General features: G+C 45.5%; 23 protein-coding genes. 12 read left to right on the forward strand and 11 right to left on the reverse strand.

Annotated features, from left to right (window positions below; all coding sequences use genetic code 11):
• Positions 1-241 precede the first annotated feature (241 nt).
• From ACJJI5_RS09775 to ACJJI5_RS09790, 4 genes are all read left to right on the forward strand, one after another.
• Positions 242-2,524 (forward strand): TonB-dependent receptor, encoded by a 2,283-nt coding sequence (locus ACJJI5_RS09775; RefSeq protein ID WP_445356133.1) that lies wholly within the window; start codon positions 242-244, stop codon positions 2,522-2,524.
• 468 nt (positions 2,525-2,992) lie between these two features.
• Positions 2,993-3,604: a CHAP domain-containing protein gene (locus ACJJI5_RS09780; protein ID WP_413665282.1), complete on the forward strand. Its 612-nt coding sequence runs from the start codon at positions 2,993-2,995 to the stop codon at positions 3,602-3,604.
• 506 nt (positions 3,605-4,110) lie between these two features.
• A complete protein-coding gene (locus tag ACJJI5_RS09785) occupies positions 4,111-5,034 on the forward strand; it encodes a haloalkane dehalogenase (protein WP_444913421.1) in 924 nt (307 codons plus the stop codon).
• 144 nt (positions 5,035-5,178) lie between these two features.
• The gene (locus ACJJI5_RS09790; RefSeq protein ID WP_444913422.1) at positions 5,179-6,102 is read left to right on the forward strand and encodes a DMT family transporter; all 924 of its coding nucleotides are present in this window, start codon (positions 5,179-5,181) and stop codon (positions 6,100-6,102) included.
• 130 nt (positions 6,103-6,232) lie between these two features.
• Here the strand turns inward: ACJJI5_RS09790 and ACJJI5_RS09795 are convergent, their stop codons facing one another.
• A complete protein-coding gene (locus tag ACJJI5_RS09795) occupies positions 6,233-7,156 on the reverse strand; it encodes an alpha/beta fold hydrolase (protein ID WP_444913423.1) in 924 nt (307 codons plus the stop codon).
• A gap of 143 nt (positions 7,157-7,299) precedes the next feature.
• On the opposite strand from ACJJI5_RS09795, the gene ACJJI5_RS09800 reads away from it, so the two are divergent.
• The 5 genes from ACJJI5_RS09800 to ACJJI5_RS09820 all read left to right on the forward strand — a co-directional run bounded on the left by ACJJI5_RS09800 (position 7,300) and on the right by ACJJI5_RS09820 (position 11,890).
• Positions 7,300-7,689: a winged helix-turn-helix transcriptional regulator gene (locus ACJJI5_RS09800; protein ID WP_444913424.1), complete on the forward strand. Its 390-nt coding sequence runs from the start codon at positions 7,300-7,302 to the stop codon at positions 7,687-7,689.
• A gap of 271 nt (positions 7,690-7,960) precedes the next feature.
• Positions 7,961-8,734: a class I SAM-dependent methyltransferase gene (locus tag ACJJI5_RS09805; RefSeq protein ID WP_444913425.1), complete on the forward strand. Its 774-nt coding sequence runs from the start codon at positions 7,961-7,963 to the stop codon at positions 8,732-8,734.
• A gap of 315 nt (positions 8,735-9,049) precedes the next feature.
• Complete coding sequence (locus tag ACJJI5_RS09810; RefSeq protein WP_445356134.1) at positions 9,050-9,856, forward strand: right-handed parallel beta-helix repeat-containing protein; 807 nt, start codon at positions 9,050-9,052, stop codon at positions 9,854-9,856.
• A gap of 168 nt (positions 9,857-10,024) precedes the next feature.
• The gene (locus ACJJI5_RS09815; protein ID WP_444905663.1) at positions 10,025-10,480 is read left to right on the forward strand and encodes a cupin domain-containing protein; all 456 of its coding nucleotides are present in this window, start codon (positions 10,025-10,027) and stop codon (positions 10,478-10,480) included.
• A gap of 534 nt (positions 10,481-11,014) precedes the next feature.
• Positions 11,015-11,890, forward strand: coding sequence for a right-handed parallel beta-helix repeat-containing protein (locus tag ACJJI5_RS09820; RefSeq protein WP_445356135.1), 876 nt, complete (start codon positions 11,015-11,017; stop codon positions 11,888-11,890).
• A 207-nt stretch (positions 11,891-12,097) separates the two neighbouring features.
• Here the strand turns inward: ACJJI5_RS09820 and pgmB are convergent, their stop codons facing one another.
• The 3 genes from pgmB to ACJJI5_RS09835 form a co-directional block, all read right to left on the reverse strand.
• The gene (pgmB, locus tag ACJJI5_RS09825; RefSeq protein WP_444913428.1) at positions 12,098-12,811 is read right to left on the reverse strand and encodes a beta-phosphoglucomutase; all 714 of its coding nucleotides are present in this window, start codon (positions 12,809-12,811) and stop codon (positions 12,098-12,100) included.
• Positions 12,811-15,228, reverse strand: a complete 2,418-nt coding sequence (locus tag ACJJI5_RS09830) for a glycoside hydrolase family 65 protein (RefSeq protein ID WP_445356136.1) — start codon at positions 15,226-15,228, stop codon at positions 12,811-12,813. The genes pgmB and ACJJI5_RS09830 overlap by 1 nt, the downstream gene beginning before the upstream one ends.
• Before the next feature lie 108 nt (positions 15,229-15,336).
• Positions 15,337-15,489 (reverse strand): hypothetical protein, encoded by a 153-nt coding sequence (locus ACJJI5_RS09835; protein WP_444913430.1) that lies wholly within the window; start codon positions 15,487-15,489, stop codon positions 15,337-15,339.
• Positions 15,490-15,590: 101 nt separating this feature from the next.
• Here ACJJI5_RS09835 and ACJJI5_RS09840 point away from each other — a divergent pair, with 101 nt between their 5' ends.
• The 3 genes from ACJJI5_RS09840 (at position 15,591) to ACJJI5_RS09850 (ending at position 19,510) form a co-directional block, all read left to right on the forward strand.
• A complete protein-coding gene (locus ACJJI5_RS09840; RefSeq protein ID WP_413665293.1) occupies positions 15,591-16,850 on the forward strand; it encodes an MFS transporter in 1,260 nt (419 codons plus the stop codon).
• A gap of 71 nt (positions 16,851-16,921) precedes the next feature.
• Positions 16,922-18,001, forward strand: coding sequence for a LacI family DNA-binding transcriptional regulator (locus tag ACJJI5_RS09845; RefSeq protein WP_444896809.1), 1,080 nt, complete (start codon positions 16,922-16,924; stop codon positions 17,999-18,001).
• 111 nt (positions 18,002-18,112) lie between these two features.
• A complete protein-coding gene (locus ACJJI5_RS09850; RefSeq protein WP_445356137.1) occupies positions 18,113-19,510 on the forward strand; it encodes an MFS transporter in 1,398 nt (465 codons plus the stop codon).
• A gap of 1 nt (position 19,511) precedes the next feature.
• Here the strand turns inward: ACJJI5_RS09850 and ACJJI5_RS09855 are convergent, their stop codons facing one another.
• The 7 genes from ACJJI5_RS09855 to ACJJI5_RS09885 all read right to left on the reverse strand — a co-directional run bounded on the left by ACJJI5_RS09855 (position 19,512) and on the right by ACJJI5_RS09885 (position 25,498).
• Entirely contained in the window at positions 19,512-20,168 is a 657-nt protein-coding gene (locus tag ACJJI5_RS09855; protein WP_445356138.1) for a hypothetical protein, read from the reverse strand.
• Between the two features lie 194 nt (positions 20,169-20,362).
• Positions 20,363-21,124: an amidohydrolase family protein gene (locus ACJJI5_RS09860; protein WP_445356139.1), complete on the reverse strand. Its 762-nt coding sequence runs from the start codon at positions 21,122-21,124 to the stop codon at positions 20,363-20,365.
• A 21-nt stretch (positions 21,125-21,145) separates the two neighbouring features.
• Positions 21,146-22,096, reverse strand: a complete 951-nt coding sequence (locus ACJJI5_RS09865; protein ID WP_444912734.1) for an alpha/beta hydrolase — start codon at positions 22,094-22,096, stop codon at positions 21,146-21,148.
• 95 nt (positions 22,097-22,191) lie between these two features.
• On the reverse strand, positions 22,192-22,914 hold the full coding sequence (gene arsH / locus ACJJI5_RS09870) for an arsenical resistance protein ArsH (protein ID WP_445356140.1): 723 nt from the start codon (positions 22,912-22,914) through the stop codon (positions 22,192-22,194).
• A 254-nt stretch (positions 22,915-23,168) separates the two neighbouring features.
• Positions 23,169-23,669 (reverse strand): P-loop nucleotide/nucleoside kinase family protein, encoded by a 501-nt coding sequence (locus tag ACJJI5_RS09875; protein WP_444942067.1) that lies wholly within the window; start codon positions 23,667-23,669, stop codon positions 23,169-23,171.
• Between the two features lie 273 nt (positions 23,670-23,942).
• Complete coding sequence (locus tag ACJJI5_RS09880) at positions 23,943-24,503, reverse strand: hypothetical protein (RefSeq protein ID WP_444905652.1); 561 nt, start codon at positions 24,501-24,503, stop codon at positions 23,943-23,945.
• A gap of 311 nt (positions 24,504-24,814) precedes the next feature.
• A complete protein-coding gene (locus ACJJI5_RS09885) occupies positions 24,815-25,498 on the reverse strand; it encodes a hypothetical protein (RefSeq protein WP_445356141.1) in 684 nt (227 codons plus the stop codon).
• Between the last annotated feature and the right edge of the window lie 45 nt (positions 25,499-25,543).

Here is a 25,543-nt window from a genome sequence, read left to right on the forward strand (position 1 = left end):
CAATGGCAGAAAATCTGCCCATACCCCTCAAATCTTGATCTGCGATGACCTTACGGATGACTAGTCACTCAAATCTAGCCATTAATTCAATTTGCAATCGATTGCATTTGAGCATTATAGTTAAAGCACGGTGCATCAAGCAGCGTTTAGCAACTCTTTATGCAATCGATTGCATAAAGCTTTATAAAAATAGCACCGAAGTATCAGAACAGATAAGAATGACGACGAGAGGGAAGAGTTGATGAGCAAGAAACCATTGGCGCAGGCCGTATCCATGGCCGCGCTCTCCGTTGGTCTTTGCGGCTATGCCGCAGCCCAAGAAATTAGCCCTGAAAACGATATGGTGATGGAGGAAGTCATCACAACAGGCACCCCTGGCGGTGCAGGCATGCGTAAGCTGGATGCCAGCTTTTCTATCACAACTTTAAGTGATGATGAGATTAGCAAAGCCTCTCCTTCAAGTACTGCAGACCTGTTGAAGTCCGTTCCAGGCCTGTGGGTTGAGAGCTCTGGCGGTGTTTCTGGGGCAAATATCGATGTTCGCGGTTTCCCTGGCGGTAGTGATGCACCCTTTGTCACGGTATCCATGAACGGATTGCCTCTGTATCCAGCGCCAACACTCTCATTTTTAGAAAACTCTTCTCTATTTCGTGTCGATGAAACTATTCAGCGAGTGGAAGCTCTGCGCGGTGGACCCAATCCGGTTTTCTCCAATGGCCAGCCAGGTCTGACTACCAACTTTATCTTAAAAGAAGGTACTGAAGAGACTGAGGGGCGATTTAAGTACACTTTATCTGACTATGATCTGCAGCGGACCGATGCCGTGATGACCGGTAAGGTTTCGGATGATGTGTACTACATGGTTGGAGGCTACGTATCTTCCTCCTCTGGCATTCGTGATGCGGGTTTTGATGCGGAAGAAGGGCATCAATTTACCCTGCACATCACCAAAGAGATGGATAACGGCAAAGCGGGTTTTTACATCCGGGATACAAAAGATACTGGTACCTGGTATTTGCCCAATGCTGCATTTCTGGAAACAGATTACACCCAGGTAGGCCCCAGTAACCGCAAGGTTTCTGTACCTATTACTCAGGCTGACGGTAATGGCGGCTCAGAAACTACCTGGGAAACTTTCGATATGGGCGAAGGGCGCGGCTGGAATGGCAATGTAGCCGGTGCTTATCTGGAGCTAGACCTGGGGGATGGTTGGAGTCTCACCGAACGCTTTGGACTTACAGCAGGTAACGCTGATACTTTGGGTTTTGTTCCTAATGGTGCGCCTGTATCGCTGAATTCTCTTACTGATCAAGCAGTAGTAACCGCCTCTGGAAACGAACTTAGTGGCGATACTGTGGTACAGCAGTTTGGTGCCTGGGTAGTACGCAAAGATATCGAGGCTACGACAAATGACATTAGCCTGGCAAAAGAGTGGGATAACTTTAAAGTAACAGCCGGTTATTACACCTCAAGCTGGGAAGTTGATGAATGGTGGTCCCTGGGTAACCAGAAATACTACGTACTGGGTCAAGATGGGGAGCTGATCACAGGAACTGCTGATGGCTCTGAGCTAACTGGTGATCTCGCTTGTAATACATCCGCAGATATTTCCACTTGTGATTGGAAATATGATGTGGATGCCGTGGGTGATGCCCGTGAAAACGCGCTTTATGTCGCCGGTGAGTTCTACTTAGGGGACTTTACCTTCGATCTGGGCGTGCGTTCCGCAAACCGCAAAACCAATTACTCCGTGGATCATGGTGAGCGAGACGGCAATTTTACCACTTATAAAGCGGACGAAGATGGCACTGCTTATACTGCCGCAGTGGACTGGGCCTTTGCCGAAAATATGGGCACTTTTTTCCGTATAAACTCCGGCTTTAAGTTCGCAGACTTTGACAACTATCGTGAGTTCGGTGATAGCTTCATTGCTGGGTCTGACCTTGTAATCGACATTGACCAATACGAACTGGGTTATAAATTGCAGGAGCAAGATTATTCCCTCTTTGCGACTCTGTTCTACAACGAAACCCAGGGCATGCCTGACTGTATCATTGGCAGCAGTACCTGTACTCGTTTAGAGACTGAGGCGCTTGGTCTCGAATTGGACGGTAAAGTTCACTGGGGAGATTTCATCTTTGGGTTAAATACTACCCTGCAAAAGCCAGAAATCACGAGTGGTGAATATGAAGGCAACCAGGTTATGCGTCAGCCTGAATACCAGGTGCGCCTGAGCCAGAATTATGATTTCACACTGAATGACATTGATATGGCTGTGTATACCGATATCAGTCGGGTAGGTGATCGCTTTAATGGAAGCAACAATGAAGTAACTTTGCCAGCCTATACAAAAGTTGACCTGGGTGCGGTGGCTTATATCAATGATATTACTGTCCAGTTGGCTGTGGACAACTTAACTGATGAAGATGGTATCACCGAAGGTGATCCCCGCGATCCGCTAGCGTCTAATGTCCGCTACATCTTACCGCGCAATATCAAGCTTAGCTTCGCGTACGATTTTTAACCTCATGCCTCTCCCATAGGCTTCCAAGCTTTGCCGCACACTTCTCCAGTGTGCGGCTTTTTTATTGCCTGAAAAATTTAACTACAATCCATTTTCAAATCCATACAAATAATGAAGCTTCGATCTTTGTGGTCTAACCCAAATCCTTCCGGAGGCTCCCCAATAAAGTATGTGGTTAAACTGCTTTCATGAAGCGAAATTAGAGTCGAGGTGGAGAGCCCTAAGGTCATTGCAGGTGTGAAACCTTAACGTTCATATACAAATTTAAATTGGCAGTGGGAGATAGTTCTACTAGGTTGTGAGTAGTTACTCCAATTCCTATTGCTAGCTGTATGTTGACGTTCGGACTAAAAAGTGGCATTAAAGTGGCGTAAGGGTTTGTTAGCTGTACTCTTTTCCCCTACTTTTTATTAGTTTAGTAATGTTTCATAGGTATAGGTGATTTTGGGTTGGTACATTTTTGGTAATATGAAAAAATTTATTGGCTTTCTTGTTATTGTTTTGGCAATACCACTGCTCGTCTATTTTTCTACCTATAAGGGGGAGAGAAGTTTTACCAATCATCATGGCCTTCCAAATGTTAATTTGGTTGTCGATAATGCATATTCTCTTTGGTTTACGCCTTATGATCCACTGATGGGGATGTATAATAATATAGGAGGGAAACTTGGATTTATTGTCTGTAGTGATGTACCTAATATCGCTTACGGAATGGCTGGATATTCATTTCAGGTCTTATTGAGAGATAGTTTTGTAAAAAATCCAAATTTTTATGATGCTCGAAATGGTAATAACCCAGAGAACCCATTTTTCCATCGCCGTGCAAGAAATCTATATTCCTATTTCCAGTCTATTCAATCTTTGAAGCCAGCATCTTATAAGCCGAAGTTGGGGGATCTGGCTTTTTATAGAAAGACTGAAAAAGGATATATTGCCCATGTTGCTTTAGTCACTTATGTTGATGATGGGGGATATAAAATCATGGAGTCAGCACCCAAAACCCTGTTCGCGAGGGAGGTGGAAATGGATTCTCCAGTGAAAAGGGGCTGGATCTTGGCGGGCTTTGGTAAAGTGTATTGAGGTGTTGTCCATGATTCATAGTCATGAAAGATATTGTTCTTCTAGTGATATATGCCTCCCGGTGATTTTTGTAGCCTAATTTTTCCTAGGCTCCAATTCCAGTTCACTGATAATTGAGATGTATTGCTGGTAGACAGCTTACATCCAGATGGGTATCTCAATACATCTAATATGTTTTTAATGGTAAGAAGTTTGATTAATCGGCTTTGACAGGGTCGGTTGTACTTAGCTCAATGGTTTCAGACTTGCCAAATTGGCATTATGAGGTAATTTAAGTGATCTGGCGCCTAATAAGGTTTCTAAATGTAAAAATTAGAGATCATGCCATGTTTTAGGAGCATATTTATCCTTATTATCTAGTAGGATAATAGGTATTTTTCTACAGTTACCTTTTCAGATTTGAAGCACCGATAAAAGCGCCACAATGGATGATCTCTGGATTCCCACTGATCTAGCTTTTCAGAAGCAAGGCGCTAACTTAACTTTCAACTAAAAGAGGGTTGCCGATGTCTATTGAACGATTGAGAACTCCTGAGGAGCGCTTTTCTTTACTACCGGGTTTTCCGTATACTCCCCACTATATTGATAGCCTGGAAGGCTATGATTCTATGCGTATGGCGTATATCGATGAGGGGGAGCAGGATTCGGATACTACCTTTCTTTGTCTCCATGGGGAGCCCAGTTGGGGTTACTTATATAGAAAAATGATCCCAGTTTTTGCTGAGGCAGGACACCGGGTAATTGCTCCAGATTTGTTTGGGTTTGGCCGCTCAGATAAGCCCGTCAATGAAGATGTGTACACTTTTAACTTCCATCGTAACAGCCTGATGCGTTTGATTGAGCATTTGGATCTTAAGAATATTACGCTGGTTTGCCAGGATTGGGGTGGACTTCTGGGATTGACACTCCCAATGGATATGCCGGATAGATTTACCCGATTACTGGTAATGAATACAGCTATCGCAGCAGGGGATGGTGCATCAGAGGGGTTCTACCACTGGCGGAACTTCTCTGTCAATGTACCTGAAATCCCTGTGGGAGGGCTCATTGCCAATGATGCTCAATCTGAGGTCAATTTATTCGATATAGTAGCCTATGATGCGCCTTTTCCAGACAACCGCTATAAGGCTGGCGTTCGTCGATTCCCGTCAATTGTACCGGTTGATCCAGATATGGAGGGAGCAGAGCTAGGGGTAAGGGCTCGAAAATTCTGGTCTAGGAGCTGGGGTGGTGAGAGCTTTATGGCGATTGGAATGAGGGACTTTGTACTTGGTGAGAAAGTGATGGAGTTGCTGAGGGGAACCATCAAAAACTGCCCAGAGCCTCTCAAACTAGCGGAGGCGGGCCACTTTGTGCAGGAATATGGTAAAGAAATTGCTGAAAAGGCGCTCAGTCACTTCAAGCTTTCCTCTACAGTAACTGAAAATTAAGGGCGTACTAGTGCCGGGATAAGTTATATTCCGGCTTCTATTCTCAGGTAGCCCAAGGCATTCAGACTGCTCTTACATTTCATAACTAATTTATAATCGGTGGCTCTGTTTATAGAATCTGTAGTCTTTATTAGAGAGTTTAAAGTGAAGTTTAAAGACAGTCGTGGAATTATTCTGACTATTTTGGCAATGCTCTGTTTGGCTGGTATGGATGCAACAGGTAAGCTACTCGTTCAGAACTATTCTATCGTTCAAATAATGGCGATTCGTTTCGCGATATTTTTCTTCATCGTTATAAGCTTGGCAAGACTCAAAGGGAGCTTGGATATAGTGCGAAGTGAAATATTTGGCACTCAATTAGCTCGCTCTATTGTTCTCGCTCTTGAGGTGTCAGTATTTATTTTTGCTTTTAGTATGATGTCTTTGGCTGATGTGCATGCTATAGCTGCGACCGCTCCATTATTCGCAATATTAATGGCTGGATGGTTTTTAGGGGAGAGGATAGATACAAGGAGCTGGGTAAGTGTTACGGCTGGATTTATAGGTGCCCTTATTATCATTAGGCCTGGAATGGGAATGATGGGTTGGCAAACCTTGATCCCCATCTTGGGAGCTATCCTATGGGCCGCATATCAAGTGCTTTCACGCCGTGTTTCACACTTTGATAGTGCCGATACAACCGTTTTCTATACCGCGACCATGGGTCTTATTATTTTTGGAAGCTTAGCACCATTTTATTGGGTAGAGCCGACAGTATCAGGGTGGCAATTGTTGATTTTAAATGGGCTCTTAGGTGCAATGGGCCACTATTTACTGATTAAGGCACTGGCACTTACTCCAGCTTCTATTTTGCAGCCCTTTAGTTACGCTTTACTATTTTGGGCTATTGTTATTGGCTTTGTAATCTTCGGAGATCTGCCTGATGGAATTACATTATTTGGCGCCTTCGTAATATTGGCTGCGGGATTTTATGCTTCAGACCTAGGCCGCGCATTGATTGGTGATTCACAGATTAAGGCCAAAAAGGGGAAGGATGATGCTGAATCAGAGTCAAAGTTAATGAGTTAAAAAACCAATTTGATAAAGGGCGCTCTAATGATGGTAGTTGAGCCCCATTAATATATCGGTGGCGAAATTGTTTAACGCCACCTTGAATTCAGTTAGTGATTAGGTATCTGTTCTTAGAATATTTAAAAACTCATGCGTCACGATGCTCAAGGAAGCCGCCATCTACCCAATTGATTATCAAGTCAACATACTCTTGTCCAGCATCTTCCGATGAGAAGTGAGATGCGTTATCAAATATAACTAGCTTACTATTGGGGATATGCTTGGATAAGGCAGTCGCATTATCCACTAAAACAAATGGATCTCTCTTGCCCCAAGTGATCAATGTCGGAACATTAATACCATTTAGTTTTCTCTCAATCCATGGAAGCTCTTTCGAATAGCTTCCAAAGAAACTGATGGCGCACTTGTGACTATCACTATTAAAGGCTATGTCATAGTACTCTTGGATAGCTCGTTTGCTGGGTTTGTAGTTGTGATAGCCGTCTTTGACGGCAGTCAGGAAGTTGGTTTTCATTACTGACTTCTTGTTTAAGCCTTTTGCTATCCAGCGAACCATTCGAGATCTGACAACGGCCATAAGAATAGGAGAGAGTTTTGGAGGGAAGGTGCCTGGGCCGTCAAAGATATTGAGACTCAAGAATCGTTGAGGGTGGTTAATAACGGCCGCTAAAGCAATAGGCACACCCACATCCGGCCCTACCAGGTGGGCCTGCTTGATGCCAAAATGGTTCATTATTTGAACAAGGGCTTCGCTCAGGCTGCTTGGAGACATATCTCCTTCCTCTGCTTTTGATAAGCCAAATCCTGGGATATCAAAGGCTAGCACATCAAACTTTTCACTAAATGCTTCAATGGATGACTCCCACATGCGAATACTTTGGGGTAGACCATTCAGCAGTAGTAGGCTGGGAGCCTGAGGTTTTTCCTTGCGAAGAAAGCGAATGTTAAATTTCCCTACAGAGACAAACTGCGGTGTAAATATATCGTCAGCGGTTGAGGGTCTATTGGAGGCGTATTGGGTGAGGGCCTTGTTTAAGAGAGCTTGGGTCATAACAGGGTATATATCTATATGGGTCTATAGGTGATTTCGGGTTAAGTTACTTATTTATACTAGGTTACTCACTTGAGAGTTGGTTGCCAATAAGGCACTATTAAGTGGTTAAGTTACTTTTTGATAACCTATGGAGTGGAAGGGTGGGGAAGCAGAATAAAAATAGTGAGAGACGCGTGTTTGTGAATGATGATGAATGTCCCGTTCGCAATGTGGTAGCTCAAATTGGTGACAAGTGGTCCATCCTGATATTGTTTGCCCTTGTTGATGGTCCAGATCGATTCAACTCCCTGAAGTCGCGCATTGAAGGGATTTCACAGCGAATGTTGACGCAAACCCTGCGCGACTTAGAGCGCGATGGTTTTGTACTCCGTACTGTCTTTGCGCAGGTTCCAGTTAAAGTGGAGTATGAATTAACTGACCTGGGAAGGGGGTTATCTGCAGCTGTGTGGAAGTTAGTCTCTTGGGCAGATGAACATCATCCCGAGATTCGTAAAGCGCGCCTAAGATATGATGAGGATAATCAATCGTAGATTAAGGATTCTATCTTCTATTGTCCCCATTTAGAGCTTTTCTCAAAGATTCTTAGCCTGCTTTATAGTAAATCATGATTTGTACTTGCAATTTAGTTCAATAGAGCCTTTTGTAGCTGAAGCATTACTGTAAATATATAGTTAGAATGATTGGCAATCTTAGTTTTCTTGAACTTGAGGCATAACGGAATAGGACTTACAAGTAAATTTAAATTTCTTACCCTTGATAATTAAATAGAATCGATAAATATAAGTAATTAGAAGGTGAGTCATGGATTTTTTTGAAATTAACCGACACTCCTGGGATAGCCGCACCCGTATTCATGTGAAGTCTGAATTTTATAATATTGATGGGTTTCTAAGCGGAAAATCTACTTTAAATGAAGTCGAGCTTTCAGATATAGGTAGTGTGTCTGGAAAAAGTTTACTCCACTTACAGTGCCATTTTGGATTGGATACCTTATCTTGGGCTCGATTGGGGGCGAAGGTGACGGGAGTTGATATTTCTTCTGTAGCCATTACTGAAGCACAGGCTCTTTCTGACCGTTCAGGTTTACATGGAGAGTTTATCTGCAATGATATCTACAGTTTTGGAGAGTCAAATAATAAAGAATTTGATATCGTCTTTACTTCCTACGGTGCACTCTGTTGGTTGCCGGATATCGAGCGGTGGGCATCAGTTGTTGCTCAATGCTTAAAGCCGGGGGGGACTTTCTACATCGCAGAATTTCATCCATTTTATGATATTTTCTCTGGTTATACATATTTTCATCGAGCCGATCCAGATATTGAAGAGCAGGGTACCTATACAGAGAATGATCGGGGTGACAAGTCTACCCTAGCCACCTGGTCGCATCCGATTAGCGATGTTGTGAGTGCATTATTAAAATATGGTATTCAAATCACTCAACTAAAAGAATACCCGTATAGTCCTTACAACTGTTTTGATGGCATGGTGGAACGTGAGAAGGGGAAATACTACCTGTCTTTTAAAGGGCATGAGATTCCGCTGATTTATACTATTAAAGGTGTCAAAGCTGCTTGAGATAAAGTGCAATAATAGTAATGAGGCTGGCGGTAGATTTGTGCAGAGTCCTTTATGGGGAAGGATAAAGGCGGATAATTCGTGCCAATCCCTTAATTGCGCCATGTATAGGTTCGCTGGCTCCATATCTAACACTGCTTTCTAGCATTTTAGGTAAGTGGCACAGATAGCCACTATTTCTCATTAATAGATATGTATACGCCACACTTAGTGGCCATTTCTTTAAGAGAAATTTCTTATAGCCCTTTTAGCAAGCTGGATCACACTCTGTTCAGGAGAAGGTCATTATTAACTGATTTTATAGAGGGTAGTAAGATGGCTATATGGCAATTACAAGGTATGAAGTGTGCTTTATCTATATTTGCAGGTGCTTTTTGCTTGCTAATATCCGGGCTTGCATCGGCGGTTGATTGTGGTGATACCATTAACACCCGAGAAGTTTTGGATGATGATTTGGTATGTACAGATAATATCGCGATAACCATTGTTGGCCCAACTGGTGGCCTGGATATGAATGGTCATACCATTACTTGTGACAATAATTCTGCAATAGGCATAGATGTTGTCGGTCTTGTGGGGTATTTGGAGGGCGCAGGTACTATATCATTCTGCCAGACGGGCGTTAGATTGGCTGGTGATGGATTTCATAATGTCACAAATATTTTTGCTAACAATAATGACTTTGTAGGGTTGGCGGTATCGAGCGACTTCAATCTAATTACTAATTCAAGTGCTAATGGTAATGGTAATACTGGCATATTAGTTACGGGGCTAAGAAATACCTTGATCTCAAATATTATCGAAAGTAACTTACTAGATGGGATTCAGTTGGATGGTGATGCTCCAAGTTTAGCCCAAAATTATATATATGATAATAATCGATATGGGATCTATATTGCTGATTCCAACTTTGGGAATTATAGCCAGAACACCTCTGAGATGAATGGTTCAGTGGGTATCTATATGGAAGCAGCTAATCAGTTTTTTAACTTTATTCTCAACAACACATCCAAGGGAAATACTGATTTTGACTTGGAGGATCTAAATGCAAATGCATGTAGTAATATTAATGTCTGGCGTGGAAACACTTTTACTACTGCTAATCCCAGTTGTTTAAATTAAGGCTTTTTGCAAGGCTCACCTTAAAGTAAACTGGGTGAGCCTGTGTTCAATTCGTATCCGCTCAACTATTTGCTTGTTGTCTATAAGGATTAAATTTCACTGATACATTATGTGGTAATGTAGTATCAGACATGTTTCTAATTCTGATTACAAGGTGCTGATTAATCCATGAAGCCTGATAACTTAATTGATCATCCTGAAGGCGGGAAATTTCTTCAGGTGTTTAAGTCGAGCTCAATAGTAACAAGGGAGGATGGGCAGAAGCGAAGCGCATTGACGCATATTTACTTTTCCTTACAGAAAGATGAAGTATCTAGGTTTCACCGGGTCGAATCTGATGAGGTTTGGAATTTATATAGGGGGGAAGGCTTATATCTCTATATTTGGACTGAGGGGGATAGCTGTTTGCAAAGGACTGAGATTTCCGCAAAGAATAATATATTTTGTCATGTTGTTCCTGCTGGTGCCTGGCAGGCTGCTGAGCCAATTGGGAGTTCTGTTTTGGTCGGATGTTCGGTAGGCCCGGGGTTTGAATTTTCGGATTTCAATTTAATCAAGGTTGATGATCCTGTAGCAAAACAACTGTGTGAGATAGATAGTTGTTTGAGTCGCTTCATTCGTTAAGCCTAAAGTTTAAGCTGTAGTTACGCTTTACTATTGATGGATATTTTGGCGTAAATTTTATGGAGTCTATTTTAAGCTTTTCACTTCACGTCTATGCACGAGTTTTGATTATTTTACTTGCCCAAGATTCTCTATGCCATTACCTTTTACTTGCCAGAGCTATTGAGAATATTTTCCTATGGATATTTCACTCTTTGGGCTCAAAATGTATCCCAATATTCTTTTTTCTTTTTTCTTTTTTCTTTTTTCTGATTTCAAGGATTTTTATTGCCTGGGCATAATGGTTATGACTAAAAATTGTTATTGGGTCTACTTCAGCTCTTTCGGATAATGTAAATGCCGATGATGTGTACGCTGATACCATTGCGAGTACAGAAGTAATAAGTAAGGATCTCAATTGTAATTTGATTGGGTTAACAGTTGCTGGGCTGACCGGTAGCTCGGGTTTAAGTGGCAATTAGCTGTGGTGGTGAGTAGTAATCAATAGCTAAACAGTTTTATTAGGGGGGTACAATATTATTTTAGGACTTCATTATGAATATTTGGCAGGAAGGAACGCAGTCTAAACTATATTCTTATCTATTTTTCGGTAGTGCGTTAGTAATCTCTGGAAGTGTAAATGCAGACATAGTGTGTGGCGGTACTATTACAACTCCAGAGGTGTTAACTGGGAACTTTTCTTGTGATGCCGGTGTAGAAATAACTGGCCCTACAGGAAGCCTGAATTTGAATGGATTTACGTTTGATTGTGTGGGGGGAACAGGTGTCATTCTTGAAGGTACAGGAGCTGTATTATCTGGCGGCGCCTCTGGAGGTACATTGGATGAATGTAGTACAGGAGTCATTGCAACAGGTTCCGGTGGCCACACAATTACGGGTATAACGTTAAGTGATGTTACAGGAGATGGGGTTTTCTTCGATTCGGACAACAATACGTTGTCTGGTTCGTTAATTAATGTACCATTTGGTGGTATTGGTGTGTTTATTAGAGGCAGTAACTCAACGGTGATAGATAACGAGATTGTTAGTTCAGATGGATTTGCGGATACTGGTATCTTTCTTGATCTTGGGGCAGATAATTCAACCATGATATCTAATAGGATAGCTGGATTTAATAGCTATGGTATGGAAATTTGTAGCGATGGTAATTTCATTGCTCAAAATACGGTTGAACTCACTGGTTTTATAAACCCTATTCCCGGCACTTCGGTAGGTATATCGTTGGCTAAGTACGCCATTCCCATCTGCTTTTTTTTTGATACGGATAGCCAATTCGGAAATGTAATTGTTGGCAATATGGCAACTGATAACAATTCTACCGATCTTGAGGATACTAATCCCTTACCTTGCCTTAATACCTGGTTTGGCAATACGGCTGATAATATAGAAGGCGCCTGTATTGATCAATGAGCCGTAAAATTATTCCCTAGAAGGCTAGCGAAATCTTATTCTTTTGACTGATGTTTGGTGAAAGGGTGCGCGGATATTAATATAAGCCTTGGCCGATTACTAAAATATCACACCGGGATTATCCGGTGTGATATAGACGTGATTAGCTCATTTAGAGGTTCGTTATATATTGGAGTCTTGCTGCTTGCATGGTAGAGCCATAGGGTTCTAATCTATTTTTTCGTTGGGTCGTTTATAGATATTCATATTTTGACGAATGCCGGACTCTGCTAGTACAGATAAGAAAAAGTCATTTGGTGTAAATTCCAATAGGGTTGCCAGGGTGTAGTCAGCATCTTTAAGGACATCTGGGCTGCCTATGCCTACAGCCGTCATACCATCAGCGGACTTAATTGCACTGACTCCTGCGGGCGCATCCTCAAAAGCAATGCAAAACTCTGGATCAACTCCGAGGCCTTTGGCGGCGGCTAGGAATATATCTGGTGCAGGTTTAGGTGCAGATTTTTCTGGGTCTGCAATAACAGAAAAGCAACGGGATATTCCGAGGGCTTCCAGTACCGCCGGCGCGTTTTTACTCGCTGAGGCGAGGCCAACCGGAATATGCTGAGAATTTAACCATGCGAGCAGTTCACCGGCGCCCGGTAACAAGTCTGCGGGAGAGAGGCTGCGAATTAATTCCTGGTAGCGGCTGTTTTTCCTTGCAGCCAGTGCAATTTTTGCTTCTTCAGTGTAATTGCTGCTTTTTTCCCCGAGAATCACCTCAAGGGAAGCCATTCTTTCCAGGCCCTTTAAGCGCTCTTCAGTATCCGCTGTCCAGGGAAGGTTGAGCCCTTCAGCCAGCTGTTGCCATGCGATCAGGTGGAGACGTGCGGTGTCTGCAATAACGCCGTCGAGATCAAAGATTGCTGCACGATAGATCATCAGGATACCTCCTCCATCGGTGCTATTTGAATGGTTTCTGTTTGCCCTGGTGTCTCCAGGAATAGAATTTTCTTGCCGTGATGAAGGCTGAGCGCTTCACCTTTCACCAAGGTGTACCTGGCGCTGTAAGAATCGACATCGACTGCGATCGTGCGGCCACGGAATTGCAACCGGAAACGATAGCCGTCCATTCCATTGGGCAGGTATGGATTGAAGTTGAGTTCATTGCCGTGCAGGCGCATTCCTGCAAATCCCTGGACCATACACATCCAGGTACCCCCCATGCAGGCAGTGTGTATGCCGTGCTGGGTATTGTTGTGGTGGTTATCCAGATCCATTCGCGCAACTTGCTGGAAGTAGTTCAGCGCTTTATCCGGATACCCAACTTCACTGGCAATAATGCTGTGAATACAAGCGGACAAAGTGGAGTCGTGTGTGGTGAGCGGTTCGTAGAAGTCGAAATCCCGACGCTTCTGCTCAATTGAAAACTCTGAACTCTCCAGTAACAGGCCAAGAACGACATCCGCCTGCTTACAAACTTGGTGTCGATAGATCACCAGGGGGTGATAGTGAAGTAACAGCGGGAATTGATCGGCAGGCGTTTCGGCAATATTCCAGCGGGGTTTGTTTAGAAAACTATCGTCTTGAGAATGTATACCCTGCTTTTCATCGTAGGGCAGATACATGCTTTCTGCGGCCTTGGCCCAGTTATCAATTTCCTGTTTGTCGAGTTGAATACGCTGGGTTAACTCATCGCATGCTGCAGGATCGAATGATTTTAACCACTGTAATACTTCAACAGCATATTCAAGATGGGCCTTGGCCATCAGGTTTGTGTAGAAATTATTGTCAACCAGGGCAGTGTACTCGTCTGGTCCGGTAACCTCATTAATGTAGAACTGGTTGTCGCGAAGTGCGTTGAAGTGGCCAATCTCCAACCACATACGCGCGCCCTCTATCACGACTTCTGCGCCCTTGTTGCGCAGAAAATCGACATCACCGGTAACCCGGCAGTAATGTCGCACGGCGTAGGCAATATCCGCATTGATATGGTATTGCGCAGTGCCTGCCGGGTAATAGGCTGAGCACTCCTCACCGCCGATGGTGCGCCAGGGAAACAGTGCTCCCTTTTGAATCGACATCTCCCTCGCTCTTTTTCGTGCGGCATCGAGGATTGAGTAGCGGTATTCCAGTAGGCCGCGCGCTAATTCGGGTTGGGTGTAGAGGAAAAACGGTAGTACATAGATTTCTGTATCCCAGAAATAGTGGCCGTCATAGCCGTCACCGGAAAGTCCTTTGGCTGCAATATTGGTATTGCCATCCCGACCTAGGGATTGGAACAAGTGGTACTGGTTGAAACGTATTCCCTGTTGCAGGGCATCATTTCCACTGACCTGAATATCGGACTCAAGCCAGAAATTGTCCATTTGTATACGCTGGGTTTCGACATGGTCCGCAAAACTTTTAGCCGCACAGCGCTCCAGGTAATGATGCAATTCGTCTGCTGATATCGGCTCAGCATTTTGCTGTGCAAAGTAAGCGACGTACTTGGTTAGGCGAATAGGGGTGTTGCGGCGGGCAGCAAAGCGATAGTCAACCGAGACGCAGTCTTCACTGCGGAGGTTATTGGACGTGTAATCGCTGTCACTCTCACAAAGGTGCAGGGCTGCGCATCGTATAGAGAAGCCACTGCTCTTAACGGATAGAGGCAGGGCCAAATAACCATCTTCAGCTGTATTTTCCAGCCATTCGATATCTCCCCGATCAATAGGGGAGGCTAGGCGTGGGTCCTCACTGCGTTCTGCTTGGGCAAGGTCACCATCAAGGCAGGATTGCAGGTGTACCTCTCCGTCAAAATCGATGGGAGTGAGTTCCAGTTGCAGAGCTAATAGGTTTTTCTCACTGAGGGAAACCAGGCGCTGCACTTTGAGTTCAATGGTTTTTCCTTTTGGGGAGCGCCAAGTGAGTTTTCTCTCGCTGATCCCTGCGGCCATGTCCAGGCGACGCTCGTAGTTGAGCAGCTCGCCTTGGGCGAGATTAAAGCGTTCTCCATCCAAGCTGATATAAATGGTCTTACCGTCGGGAACCGTCAACATCCTCTGGTTGTTGCGCGCGTAGCCATAAGCAGACTCACCATAGGTGATAGGTTCGCTGGCGTAGACTCCATTCAGGTAACAACCATCTGTAAAGGGTTCTGGATCGAAACCCTCCTCAAAGGTACCGCGCAAGCCGATATAGCCATTACCGAGGGAGAATAGGGTGGCGTTGAGGCTGTAATCTTCAGGCTGGAAGGTGTCCTCCACCAAGTCCCAGGGGTGGATCTTGTGTTTGATTTGTTGTTTTTGCTTCATACCACTTTCACTGGATTGGAGATTGGGTTCTAGGGCCGGGTCGGCTGGGCCTCCGACTACTGGCATCCAGTCTATCCGTAGTTGATGTCTTTTTGCAATCGATTGCAAAATTGAGATTAAGCCTGGCTGTTACTAGAAGATAGACCTGATTTTCATCTCCGAAAAGTCTGTAACCTATTGAAAAATATATGTTATTTTCTTTTCCTGGGTCAATTGCCAGTTGTTTTGTGACTGATCGGCATAAGGCATTCCCAAATTTTCATTGGTTTTTATGCAAACGATTGCAAATTTTTGTCTGACTGATACATACTGGGTTCCTTCAGGCATTGGGGCGAAGTCGCCTTTCTCCACAAAGTCTGGGTAAAAAATGTACAATAACAGGTTGGTACGGCTGACTGCCTAAACCACAGAGCCAGATAGAATCCACTATGAAGAATCAGCGCATACTCTTATCTCTATTCGCTATCTACTTTGTCTTTGCCATTTTGTTGAACAGCGTAGGCACGGTGATCCTGCAGGTAATCAATACCTATGGGGTAAGTAAATCTGCTGCGAGTGTGCTGGAGGGGTTCAAGGATATCCCCATCGGTATAGTGTCTTTCCTGATTGCTTCCCAGCTTCCCCGACTGGGGTTTAAGCGGGCGATGCTGACGGGATTGGCAATCGTCACCCTGGCTTGTACAGCTATGCCCCTGTTACCCGGGTTTTGGACGGCGAAGTTACTGTTCTTGTCCGTGGGTGTTGCGTTCGCATTGGTAAAGGTTGCCGCATACTCCACCGTGGGATTGTTAGCGCAGGGCCGCAGCGCACATGCGAGCCTTCTAAACACCCTGGAGGGGGTGTTTATGGTGGGAGTTCTCAGTGGCTATTGGCTGTTTAGCGCTTTTATTGATTCATCGAACCAAGGGTCTACTGCCTGGCTCAATGTGTATTGGGTGCTGGCGGTGGTCTGTGTGATTGCATTTGTATTGCTCTGGTGCACAGAGCTGGATGAATCCGGGGCGCGAATCGAAGAGGCTAGCCCGAAACAGGACTTTATCGCGATGATAAAGTTGATGGCCAAACCCCTGGTGTACATCTACGTGATCTCCGTATTTTTCTATGTATTGATTGAGCAGGGGATAGGAAGTTGGTTGCCGACCTTTAATAATGAAATTCTTAAGCTGCCCGCTGCGATGAGTGTTCAGGCTGCAAGTATCTTTGCCGCAGGGCTGGCGTTGGGGCGACTTGGTGCCGGTGTGATGATGCGCAAAGTACACTGGTACCCGATGCTTAATGTGTGCTTAGTTGCGATGGGATTACTGGTGGTCGTTAGCCTGCCCCTGGCGAGTAATATTGTGGCGAATCCCGATGTAAACTGGCTTAGTGCCCCAGTGGCAGCTTTTGTTTTACCGCTGATTGGCTTGTTTATGGCACCTGTGTATCCAGCTATCAATTCTGTGATGCTCAGTTCATTACCCACCCACCAGCACTCTGCAATGACAGGTTTACTGGTGATTTTTTCTGCGCTGGGCGGTACAACTGGCTCACTGATTACCGGGTCGGTTTTCGAGGCCTTTGATGGCCAGGTGGCTTTCTATTTATCCTTGGTACCCATCACAGTGATTCTGATTACCCTGTTCTTTTTCCGTCGCGCTGTAGAGCGGGGGGATGAGACGCTTGAGGCCTCAGCCCCCCTGGCTGGGTAGCAGGGTGGTTTTACAAACTTGGGCGACGGGCCTAAGATGGCATTTTTCCCGCGAACAAGGTGAAGTACGCCATGCCCAAGGGGTCCTCCTCTCCCGTTTCCATGTCCGATATTGCTCGGTTGGCGGGAGTTTCTGAATCTACTGTCTCGCGAGCGCTGAACGATAATCCATTGATTAACGAAAAGACTCGCGAACGTATTCAAAAAATCGCGAGCTCCATGAATTACAAAATCAATGAGAGCGCGCGAAACTTACGCCTGCAACGCAGCCATACAATTTCGGTTGTGATTAATACGGGGCGCAGTGGTGGCCAGACATTTTCTGATCCATTTATGATCGATATGATTGGTTCAATTGCCGATCGCCTCGCAGTGCATAAATACGATTTACTGTTTTCCAGCAGTATTGCCAGCCGCTCGGATTGGCATTCTTATCTGATGAGTTCCAGGCGGGCTGATGGCGTTATTGTGATTGGCCAGGGGGTGGACGATACCCCACTTCGTGATCTGCAGCAGCAGGGGGACCCTCTTGTTGTCTGGGGAGGGACCTCAAGGCAGGGGGCCGAATATTGCATCGTCAGTAGTGACAATCAAATGGGCGGGCGTCAGGCCACCGAGCACTTAATGAGCTTGGGGCGGCGGCGAATTCTCTTTCTCGGCGACACAGCTCACCCGGAGGTCAATGGGCGCTTTGAAGGTTACTGTGCCGCGCTCAATGAAGCTGATCTGTCTGGCACGACCAGGCAGTTGACCGCCGGCTTCTCCAGTGAAAGTGGTTATCAATCCATTATCGACCTGGTTGCGCAGGAAGGGCTTAGTTTTGATGGCATTTTCGCCGCCAGTGACAGTATCGCTATGGGGGCGATAAAAGCGCTACAGGCCCGTGGCTATAAGGTGCCGGAAGATGTCGGCATAGTGGGTTTTGACGATATCCCAATCGCGCCGTTTTTTACCCCTCCTCTGACAACCGTTCGCCAGAACATCCACCGAGGTGGTGAATTGATGGTGGAGAAAATGATGGAACTTCTCTCTGGAAAATCGGCGATGCCAGATGTACTACCTACCGAGCTGGTAGTGCGGGGTTCTTGTGGTGCCAATCCGGATTACCAGCCTGTAGAGGAGTTCTTTCAAGACACTTCAGGTGAGCGTTAGTCGCAGGCCCTCACCATTTTGTTTGCCAGCAGGGGCCATAGTTAGTGTCCCTGCCGTTTCCCGAGTTTGAGCCACACTTGTAAAACCGAACTCTGTGGCTGGACTCGAAACATGGCAGATGAGAAAACTAAACTGACCAGAATTCAGGTACTGGGACTGTTTGCCCTAAGCTTGGCAATTTTTCTGATCGGAAATGACCTCACTGCGTTTTCCGTAGCAATTCCAGCCATCGAAAAAGACTTCAACTCCAATATCACCACCACCCAATGGATTATCAACGGCTATACACTGGCTTTTGGGGTGCTGCTGATCTCGGGCGGGCGTTTGGCGGATATGTTTGGCCGGCGCAATATCTTTTTCCTCGGCATGGCCGCCTTTGCATTTTTCTCCCTCCTCGGCGGCATAGCTACCAATATTCCAATGCTGTTGGCGGCGCGGGGATTGATGGGGATCGGTAGTGCCCTTATGTGGCCGGCAATCCTGGGGCTGATCTACGGGATGTTACCGGAGGATCGCTCGGGCTTTGCTGGGGGCTTGGTGATGGGCATGTGTGCCGCTGCGAATGCAATTGGTCCGGTATTGGGGGGCATTCTTACAGACTTATTGAGCTGGCGCTGGATTTTCTTTATCAACTTGCCGGTGGCTGCATTGGCATTTTGGGTCTGCTGGAAGGTTATCCCGGATGACACACCGGAAAATGTCACTGAGCGTATTGATTACGGTGGTGTAATCACCCTGACCACATCGCTATTTTGCCTTCTGCTGGCGCTGGATTTAGTCGTGGATATCGGCTTTAAGAGCCCGGTGATTATTGTCTTGGCACTAGCCACCTTACTGTTTATGGGGGCGTTTATCCTGGTTGAGCGCCATGTGGGCAGAGATGCGTTAATTCCCGTAGATGTAGCAACGAATCACGGTTTCTTTGCCGCAGGTATAGCTACCTTGTTGCTGTCTGTGGTGTTCTTTGCCGCCCTTGTATACGTTCCCCAATACTTGAGTAAGGTCCATAATCACTCGGCGATGTATTCGGGAATGGGGCTACTTCCTATGATGGTCTCATTTGGTTTGGTGTCTTTTATTGCCGGTGGGCTCTACGAAACGCTCGGTGCAAAAACGATTGTCTCAGCGGGCACCATTGCCATGTGTATTGGTATGTTTATGCTTTCTCATTTGCATAAAGAAACAACTTTTTTGCAAATGGTACCGGGACTGGTGGTTCTCGGGGCGGGTATTGGCCTGTTTTACTCTGCTATTACTACTGCCGCAATTACGGTTGTAGCGCCGGAGCGAGCGAGCTTGGCGGGAGCAATTCTCTATATGTTCCAGATTGGTGGGGGAGCAATAGGCTTGGGTATGAATACCACAATTGTGGCAATGGCTCCCGATATCTCTACGGGGATTGATCGCGCTTTTACGGTTAATGCCTATCTGGCGATGGTGGGGCTGGTAGTGTGCCTTTTGTTTGTTTCAGGGAAGCCAGTAGATAAGGCTCCCCTGTCTGAGAAATGATTTATTGCTCGCTTAAATTTCTATTGCCTAATTCTGCAAAATTTACGTTCGTGATGATGCCATCAGAATTGTAACTGAGAATCAATACTTTTTGATAAGAGGCCGGTTGGAAAATAGCCTTATTGGTTTGGCTATACATATATACTTTGGCTTTCTCGGATTTATTGCTAATCAGTGGGTACTGATATTCGCCGGAGGGTTTGCCCAATAAATCCAGAGCTTCGAGAATACTGGTTTGGCCTTCGCTGATAAGTGGTACTTTTGACTCATCAAAATCGGTGGAATCTTCAGCGAGAGAGCTGACAAAATCCTGCCCAACCAATTTATCGTTATAAAAGTAGAAACCCTGGTTACGGGTACCGCTAATATTATCGCTAACCGCCTTTTTGCCAGTAGTGGGGTAAGCATAAGCGAGTGTTAAAATTTGTTGGTTGTTTTTTACAAACATGCCTTTTTCATAAGGCTTACCGAGCTTCTCTTTAATGGATTGCTCAGTATCTACGCCTAACGCTATCTCTTTTTCTCCCAGGGGTTTTGTGCCAATGCCGGTACATCCGGATAGCACAAATAGGGAAAAAATAACCGTTACCAGTCCTTTCACTACAACCTCCTGCACTGTATCTTCCAGGTTCCCTGTGGCCTGAAATATTCGGCGCATCCTACAATTCGCATGTTTTAATTGCCAGTGATTTATAAAGATGATCGATGACCCGAGATTACACTGCTGTAGCATGAATTGAGTGGGTATAGAGAAGTGCACGAATTTAGGCATATCGTGCGCTTTTAGAAAATACAGCGTAGTGAATGACAGCAGAAGAAGAACTCAGTTCCTGATACTGCCCCATCATTCCATTATTTTTTTAAATAAAATTGATAGGCATTTTTTACCAGGACATTTTCTGCTTGTGCTTCATCGAGGGTGTCGCGAATTAACAAAATATCTTCAGGTTTGAAGGGGCGCGGTGCCCTGGTAGAGGGAAGATCGGAGCCAAACATTAGGCAATTAGGGTTGGCCTGGTAGAGGTCGACAATTGCCGCTGCGGGGTCGAAATCCAGGCGGCCAAAGCCGCTCGCTTTTACCTTTACCCCTTTTTCTGCCAGTTTGAGCAAGATGGGAAAACCCTGCTTGGTGATTCCCATGTGATCAATGGAGGCGGCTGGTAACGCGATCAATTTATTATAGAGAGGGGTCAATGCAGAGGCTTCAACGTATAGTTCGACATGCCAGCCTGCCAAGTCAAAAACTCGCTGGGCAAGGGTATCGATAAAACCGATTTGTTCCGAGCCACCCCGTACCAAATTAAAGCGTAGGGCCCTGACTCCATGTTTGTGGAGTGACAAAATGGTGGTGTCGGGAGTGTCGGCGGATAGCTGTGTGACCCCAACATAGCTTTTGCCCAGCTTTTCCAGGGCATCCATAAGGTAGGTTTGATCCAGCTTCTGGAATGAGCCGGAAACTACAGCGCCCCCCACTAGCTGGTAGTTTTGTAACTTGAGTTGATAGTCGTCCACGGTAAATGTTGGCGGCAAGTAGCCGTGATTTGGGAATAGGGGGAACTTGGGATTTATGATGTGGAAGTGACTATCAAATAGTCTCTGTTTTTGCTGTTCCATAGACAGGTGCACCGTGCTCGCTTAGATTTCCTGGATGACTCTCACTCGATCTGCAAGAGCGCGCTGTGAGACGGGAATGTCCGGGGCGAATAGCTCCCAAGAGTGAATCACGCCAGGTCGAACGTGGAGCTCCGTGCTAACACCGGCATCGGTGAGTAATTGGGCGTATTGCATATCCTCATCGCGAAAAATATCTAGTTCGCCAACATCGATAAATGCTGGCGGTAGACCCTTGGCATCTTGCAGGCGGGCAGGGGCCGCATGAGGACTGACCGCAGGGCTGCCCACTTGATTACCCAGGTAAGCGGTCCAGCCGGTGAGATTATCTTCATAGGTCCAGATAATAAATGGCAATAACTCGGGATCGGGAGTAACCGTCCTGTCGTCCAGCATTGGGTATAACAATATCTGCCGTGCCAGGGACGGGCCTTTTTTGTCGCGAGCGACAATTGTCAGGGCTGCAGCCAGACCCCCTCCGGCACTATCTCCCATGATGCCAATTCGCGTGGGGTCAATGGAGAGTTCCTGTGAGTGCTGTACCAGCCAAATGAATGCCCGATAGCAATCATCAATCGGTATAGGGTAGGGGAACTCCGGAGCCTTTCGGTAATTTACTGATAAAAATGGCACGCCGCTGGCAGCTACATATTTGGCGATGACCAAGTCGTACCGTGAGATATCGTGGCAGATGAGCCCACCGCCATGAATGTAGAGAATGGCGGAGCCTGGCTTGCTATTCTCCTTTTGGTACCAGCGTAACTGGATCTCCTCTTGGTCTGAACTCTTTAGGGTAAAGTCCCGAAAGGAAACATCTGATGGAAAACTGCGACCCTGAAATAGTGCTTGGGTGACCACGGCTCCATTCTTACGGCGAGTATTCACGTCCCCAATAGGCGCTTCTGCCAAGGTATCCAGCAAGTCGCCAAACTTGCCAAGGGCGCTTGAAAAGTCCGGGTCCAGGGAAAAGCTCATTGACGAGATCCTTATCGGAGTTCCTATCATCTAGTGGTCCATTGCTAGTGGACCTTTGCTAAATGTGGACCTTCGGCAGCGAAATGCCAGTACTTTTAGCTGGGTTCTGCGACACCGCTTTCAGCCAGCAAGGCCTGAATAGATGTTGTCGAAGCTAACTGCAACTCTGACTTATTCTCGCTGTACCGCTCGGTCAGATAGTTACCCTGGCCACGCAACAAAATGGTGGTTTTTACCAGCTCTTCCAGAACGTCAATCACCCGGTCCCGGAATGGGGAATCCTTGAGGTGCCCTTGTTCATCGAATTCCTGCCAGGCCTTGGCAATAGAGGATTGGTTGGGAATCGTAAACATGCGCATCCAGCGTCCAAGAACCCTCAAATTGTTGACAGTATTGAATGACTGCGAGCCACCGGAAATCTGCATGACCGCCAGGGTCTTTCCCTGGGTTGCCCGGCTTGCAGATTGGTCCAGTGGTAGCCAGTCGATCTGATTCTTGAAAACGGCCGAGACATTTCCATGTATTTCCGGGCTAATCCACACTTGACCCTGGCTCCAGGCAGACCACTCGCGCAATTGCTGCACCTTGGGGTGATCCTGGCTGGTGCCGTCGTAAAGAGGGAGGTCGACAGGGTCAAACAAGCGAACCTCGGCACCAAAATGCTGCAATATTTCAACAACCTGGTTGGCCAATAGACGCGAAAAGGAGTTGGGTCTCAGGGATCCGTACAACACCAGAATCCTGGTAGGGTCACCATTGGGAGGGGAGTCCACCAGGCGATTAAGAATATTGATGGGGGTGTGGTTCGGTAGCATCATGAGTTACCTCCAAATTTCTATATTTCTATAATAATCGAAATATAAGGCGAAGCAAAGGTACATCAGTCTCAGTCGGGCCTTTCTGAATCCGCTTGGAACCGGCTAGTCGAATAACGGGTTCACAGGGAGTCAAAATACTGAGCCAGCATCGAGACTTAGGCTTCCTTTAGTTTCTCCAACACTGGAGGAGATAGCGCAAACGGAAAGAGAGTCCAGCAGAGGTTGCTCCCAATTATTAGAGGGAGTGGGTACGTTTAAATGCCTCCCTGATGGACTACTTCAATATTGAATCCCTCTGATTGGCAAGGTTCTTCAAAGTACTTATTAACTTGTTTGAAGGTCTCAGGGGTATCAAAGGCGGCTCGTTCTGGATGTGATTTTTGCCTTTGGGCAATTTGCTGTAAACATAATTTATCATCGGCTTTAAGATAGATTAATTGATGGGGAAAGAGGTTATCCAGAAATATCTCTTTGAACCAAGATCTTTGTTTTCTTGTATTGCCAGGAAAATCCAGTACTACCGAGATGCCACTCCTTAAGATATCCTGAGTATGTGACTTGATCATTGGTTTTAATCTTGCAGAATACTCTATGTAAGTGGAGAGTGAGCAGATCTCATGGGGATATAAATTAGACAGCCACTCATCTTCGGAAATAAGAATAGCTCCTGTAGTTTGTGCTATCTCCGCAGCTTTTGTACTTTTTCCTGCGCCCATCTTTCCACAAAATAAAAAGAGCATTCCGTTTTCTTTCACAGTTCTTCCCATTAATCTGATTAGAGAAAGTTTTGACTGTGGGAAAATAATGCCTGAAACTTTATGCTTGGTAAATAGTGGCAAAGGGAGCTCATGAAGTGGCGATTTAGTTAAGCATCAGGGAAATACCAGACTTGCGGTGGCCGAATATGCTTGAGGCCATCTAGATGGCTAGTATTTAAGTCATGGGAATCTTTACTGCCTTAGATACTTATATTCAGCCCAAAGGTGAGCCTGATATAGGTATTTCGTCTCTATGCAACAAGATACCGATTAACTGCGGCATTTGACAAACACCATTGAGTTTAACCAGCTTTGATCCGCATCAAAATCTTTTATCAGGGGGGCTTCAGTAACGCCTGTAAACTTTCTTAACCCATGGGAAATCATATAACTTGGTATATAGGATGGCGGCTTTGCGGCTGTCAAATAGTTACAAACTTCCAGCTTCCTTGCGCCGCCCTGATCAAGAGAGTTAATGCTGGCGAATAGTTTTTTTCGATCTCCCTCTGGCATCGAATTAAATTTTTTATTGAAAATCACTCTTAATACATTGTGCCCGGTTTTGTCGCTAACCCTCTGTGTGTCGAAATAAGCAAAGGCACTGGCAACCATTAACAGCTCAGCTGCCTCATCAAATTTGGATTGTTCGGTACATGTTTTGGCGGCAGCAGTAATATCTGTCGGTGTATGGGTAGATAGTACTGATGTGGCACTGATACATCCGAGAGGCGAAGTGGCTTGACTGTCCTTACTGACATAGTTGTTGGCCTGCGCGCCTAAAACAAATGCGGCGAGCAGAAGAGCAAGAATTGGAGGCAGGATTTTGCTCATGATTCGAATTTCCTTTCCTTAGTGCCTCCTTAATCATAGACGCCGAAGTGCCAGTATTATCTCAACCACCTGAGAAATTTATTCGCCAGTTGGAGTGGGTTTTAGTGAGATTTGTTTAAAAATCTGAATTGGAGATGTCTAGGGCTAATCTCCTGCCAATGGGGGAAGAAGTGTGCTTTCATGCCGTTGAAGTACAGGAGACTTCAGTTAAAGCGTGCCGCTTGCAATTCTCTGGTGCTAAGCGGCACCTAGTAGCCATCAGCTCTTACAGAGTCGGATTTGTCGCAATTGCTATTAAGTTAGTTGAGAAATTACTCTGTGTTAGGTTGTGATTCTTGAGAAGCTTGGAATAGTGATTTTATCAGATTCTTGGTGATTTCTTTTTGGTGTTCAGCTCTCAGGTTCTTCATGTACGCAGACTCGTCGGGAACAACTATTTCAGGCAGTATTTCTTTCACTGCTGAGTCGCCATTCCATTCTACGGTCGCTCTGCTGTCGAAGCTGGTTCTGAACTTTATATATTTATCCTTATCGACAAATACATAGCTATTTGAGAAGTATTCAGCATCGTTTCTGTTGGTAAGTGTGAAAGATGACTTTTTTCCAGAATATAGCTTTTCACCGATTTTAAAACTGAAGTTTTCAATAGTCTCTGGTGATCTTGACTTGTAATGCCCTTGCTCTATAGCAAAGTCAACTTCATCTATAATATCGCCCATTTCAGAGGAGATGATTTCATCTGTATTTTCCCATGTGATGCTATCGATAGGGTATACATAGACATTGATAATATCGGTAGGATACTGCTTATTATCGTACTTTAGGGCAATTCCCAGCATGGGTTCATCGAAGGTGCTGCTTTCGGTGAGTACAAAGTTATCTGTTTCTTCTGGAGTGATCAGGTCTTGCTGATAATTGCTTGCATTTTGCGGTCGCATAGAGCCACATGAGGCGATAAGAATACTACTCAGTATGATAAGTGCCTTGCTTTTCATTCTCTCTCCTTGATAAGGCTGCTTTCCTGGGGCGGAAATTATAAG

Source organism: Microbulbifer maximicatervae (SeqCode), assembly GCF_052467955.1.

Coding starts and splice junctions, on each gene's coding strand:
- ACJJI5_RS09775 (WP_445356133.1), top strand. CDS start 242: ATGAGCAAGAAACCATTGGCGCAGGCCGTATCCATGGCCGCGCTCTCC.
- ACJJI5_RS09780 (WP_413665282.1), top strand. CDS start 2,993: ATGAAAAAATTTATTGGCTTTCTTGTTATTGTTTTGGCAATACCACTG.
- ACJJI5_RS09785 (WP_444913421.1), top strand. CDS start 4,111: ATGTCTATTGAACGATTGAGAACTCCTGAGGAGCGCTTTTCTTTACTA.
- ACJJI5_RS09795 (WP_444913423.1), bottom strand. CDS start 7,156: ATGACCCAAGCTCTCTTAAACAAGGCCCTCACCCAATACGCCTCCAAT.
- ACJJI5_RS09805 (WP_444913425.1), top strand. CDS start 7,961: ATGGATTTTTTTGAAATTAACCGACACTCCTGGGATAGCCGCACCCGT.
- ACJJI5_RS09810 (WP_445356134.1), top strand. CDS start 9,050: ATGGCTATATGGCAATTACAAGGTATGAAGTGTGCTTTATCTATATTT.
- ACJJI5_RS09815 (WP_444905663.1), top strand. CDS start 10,025: ATGAAGCCTGATAACTTAATTGATCATCCTGAAGGCGGGAAATTTCTT.
- ACJJI5_RS09820 (WP_445356135.1), top strand. CDS start 11,015: ATGAATATTTGGCAGGAAGGAACGCAGTCTAAACTATATTCTTATCTA.
- pgmB (WP_444913428.1), bottom strand. CDS start 12,811: ATGATCTATCGTGCAGCAATCTTTGATCTCGACGGCGTTATTGCAGAC.
- ACJJI5_RS09830 (WP_445356136.1), bottom strand. CDS start 15,228: ATGCCAGTAGTCGGAGGCCCAGCCGACCCGGCCCTAGAACCCAATCTC.
- ACJJI5_RS09835 (WP_444913430.1), bottom strand. CDS start 15,489: ATGCCTGAAGGAACCCAGTATGTATCAGTCAGACAAAAATTTGCAATC.
- ACJJI5_RS09840 (WP_413665293.1), top strand. CDS start 15,591: ATGAAGAATCAGCGCATACTCTTATCTCTATTCGCTATCTACTTTGTC.
- ACJJI5_RS09845 (WP_444896809.1), top strand. CDS start 16,922: ATGCCCAAGGGGTCCTCCTCTCCCGTTTCCATGTCCGATATTGCTCGG.
- ACJJI5_RS09850 (WP_445356137.1), top strand. CDS start 18,113: ATGGCAGATGAGAAAACTAAACTGACCAGAATTCAGGTACTGGGACTG.
- ACJJI5_RS09855 (WP_445356138.1), bottom strand. CDS start 20,168: ATGCGCCGAATATTTCAGGCCACAGGGAACCTGGAAGATACAGTGCAG.
- ACJJI5_RS09860 (WP_445356139.1), bottom strand. CDS start 21,124: ATGGAACAGCAAAAACAGAGACTATTTGATAGTCACTTCCACATCATA.
- ACJJI5_RS09865 (WP_444912734.1), bottom strand. CDS start 22,096: ATGAGCTTTTCCCTGGACCCGGACTTTTCAAGCGCCCTTGGCAAGTTT.
- arsH (WP_445356140.1), bottom strand. CDS start 22,914: ATGATGCTACCGAACCACACCCCCATCAATATTCTTAATCGCCTGGTG.
- ACJJI5_RS09880 (WP_444905652.1), bottom strand. CDS start 24,503: ATGAGCAAAATCCTGCCTCCAATTCTTGCTCTTCTGCTCGCCGCATTT.
- ACJJI5_RS09885 (WP_445356141.1), bottom strand. CDS start 25,498: ATGAAAAGCAAGGCACTTATCATACTGAGTAGTATTCTTATCGCCTCA.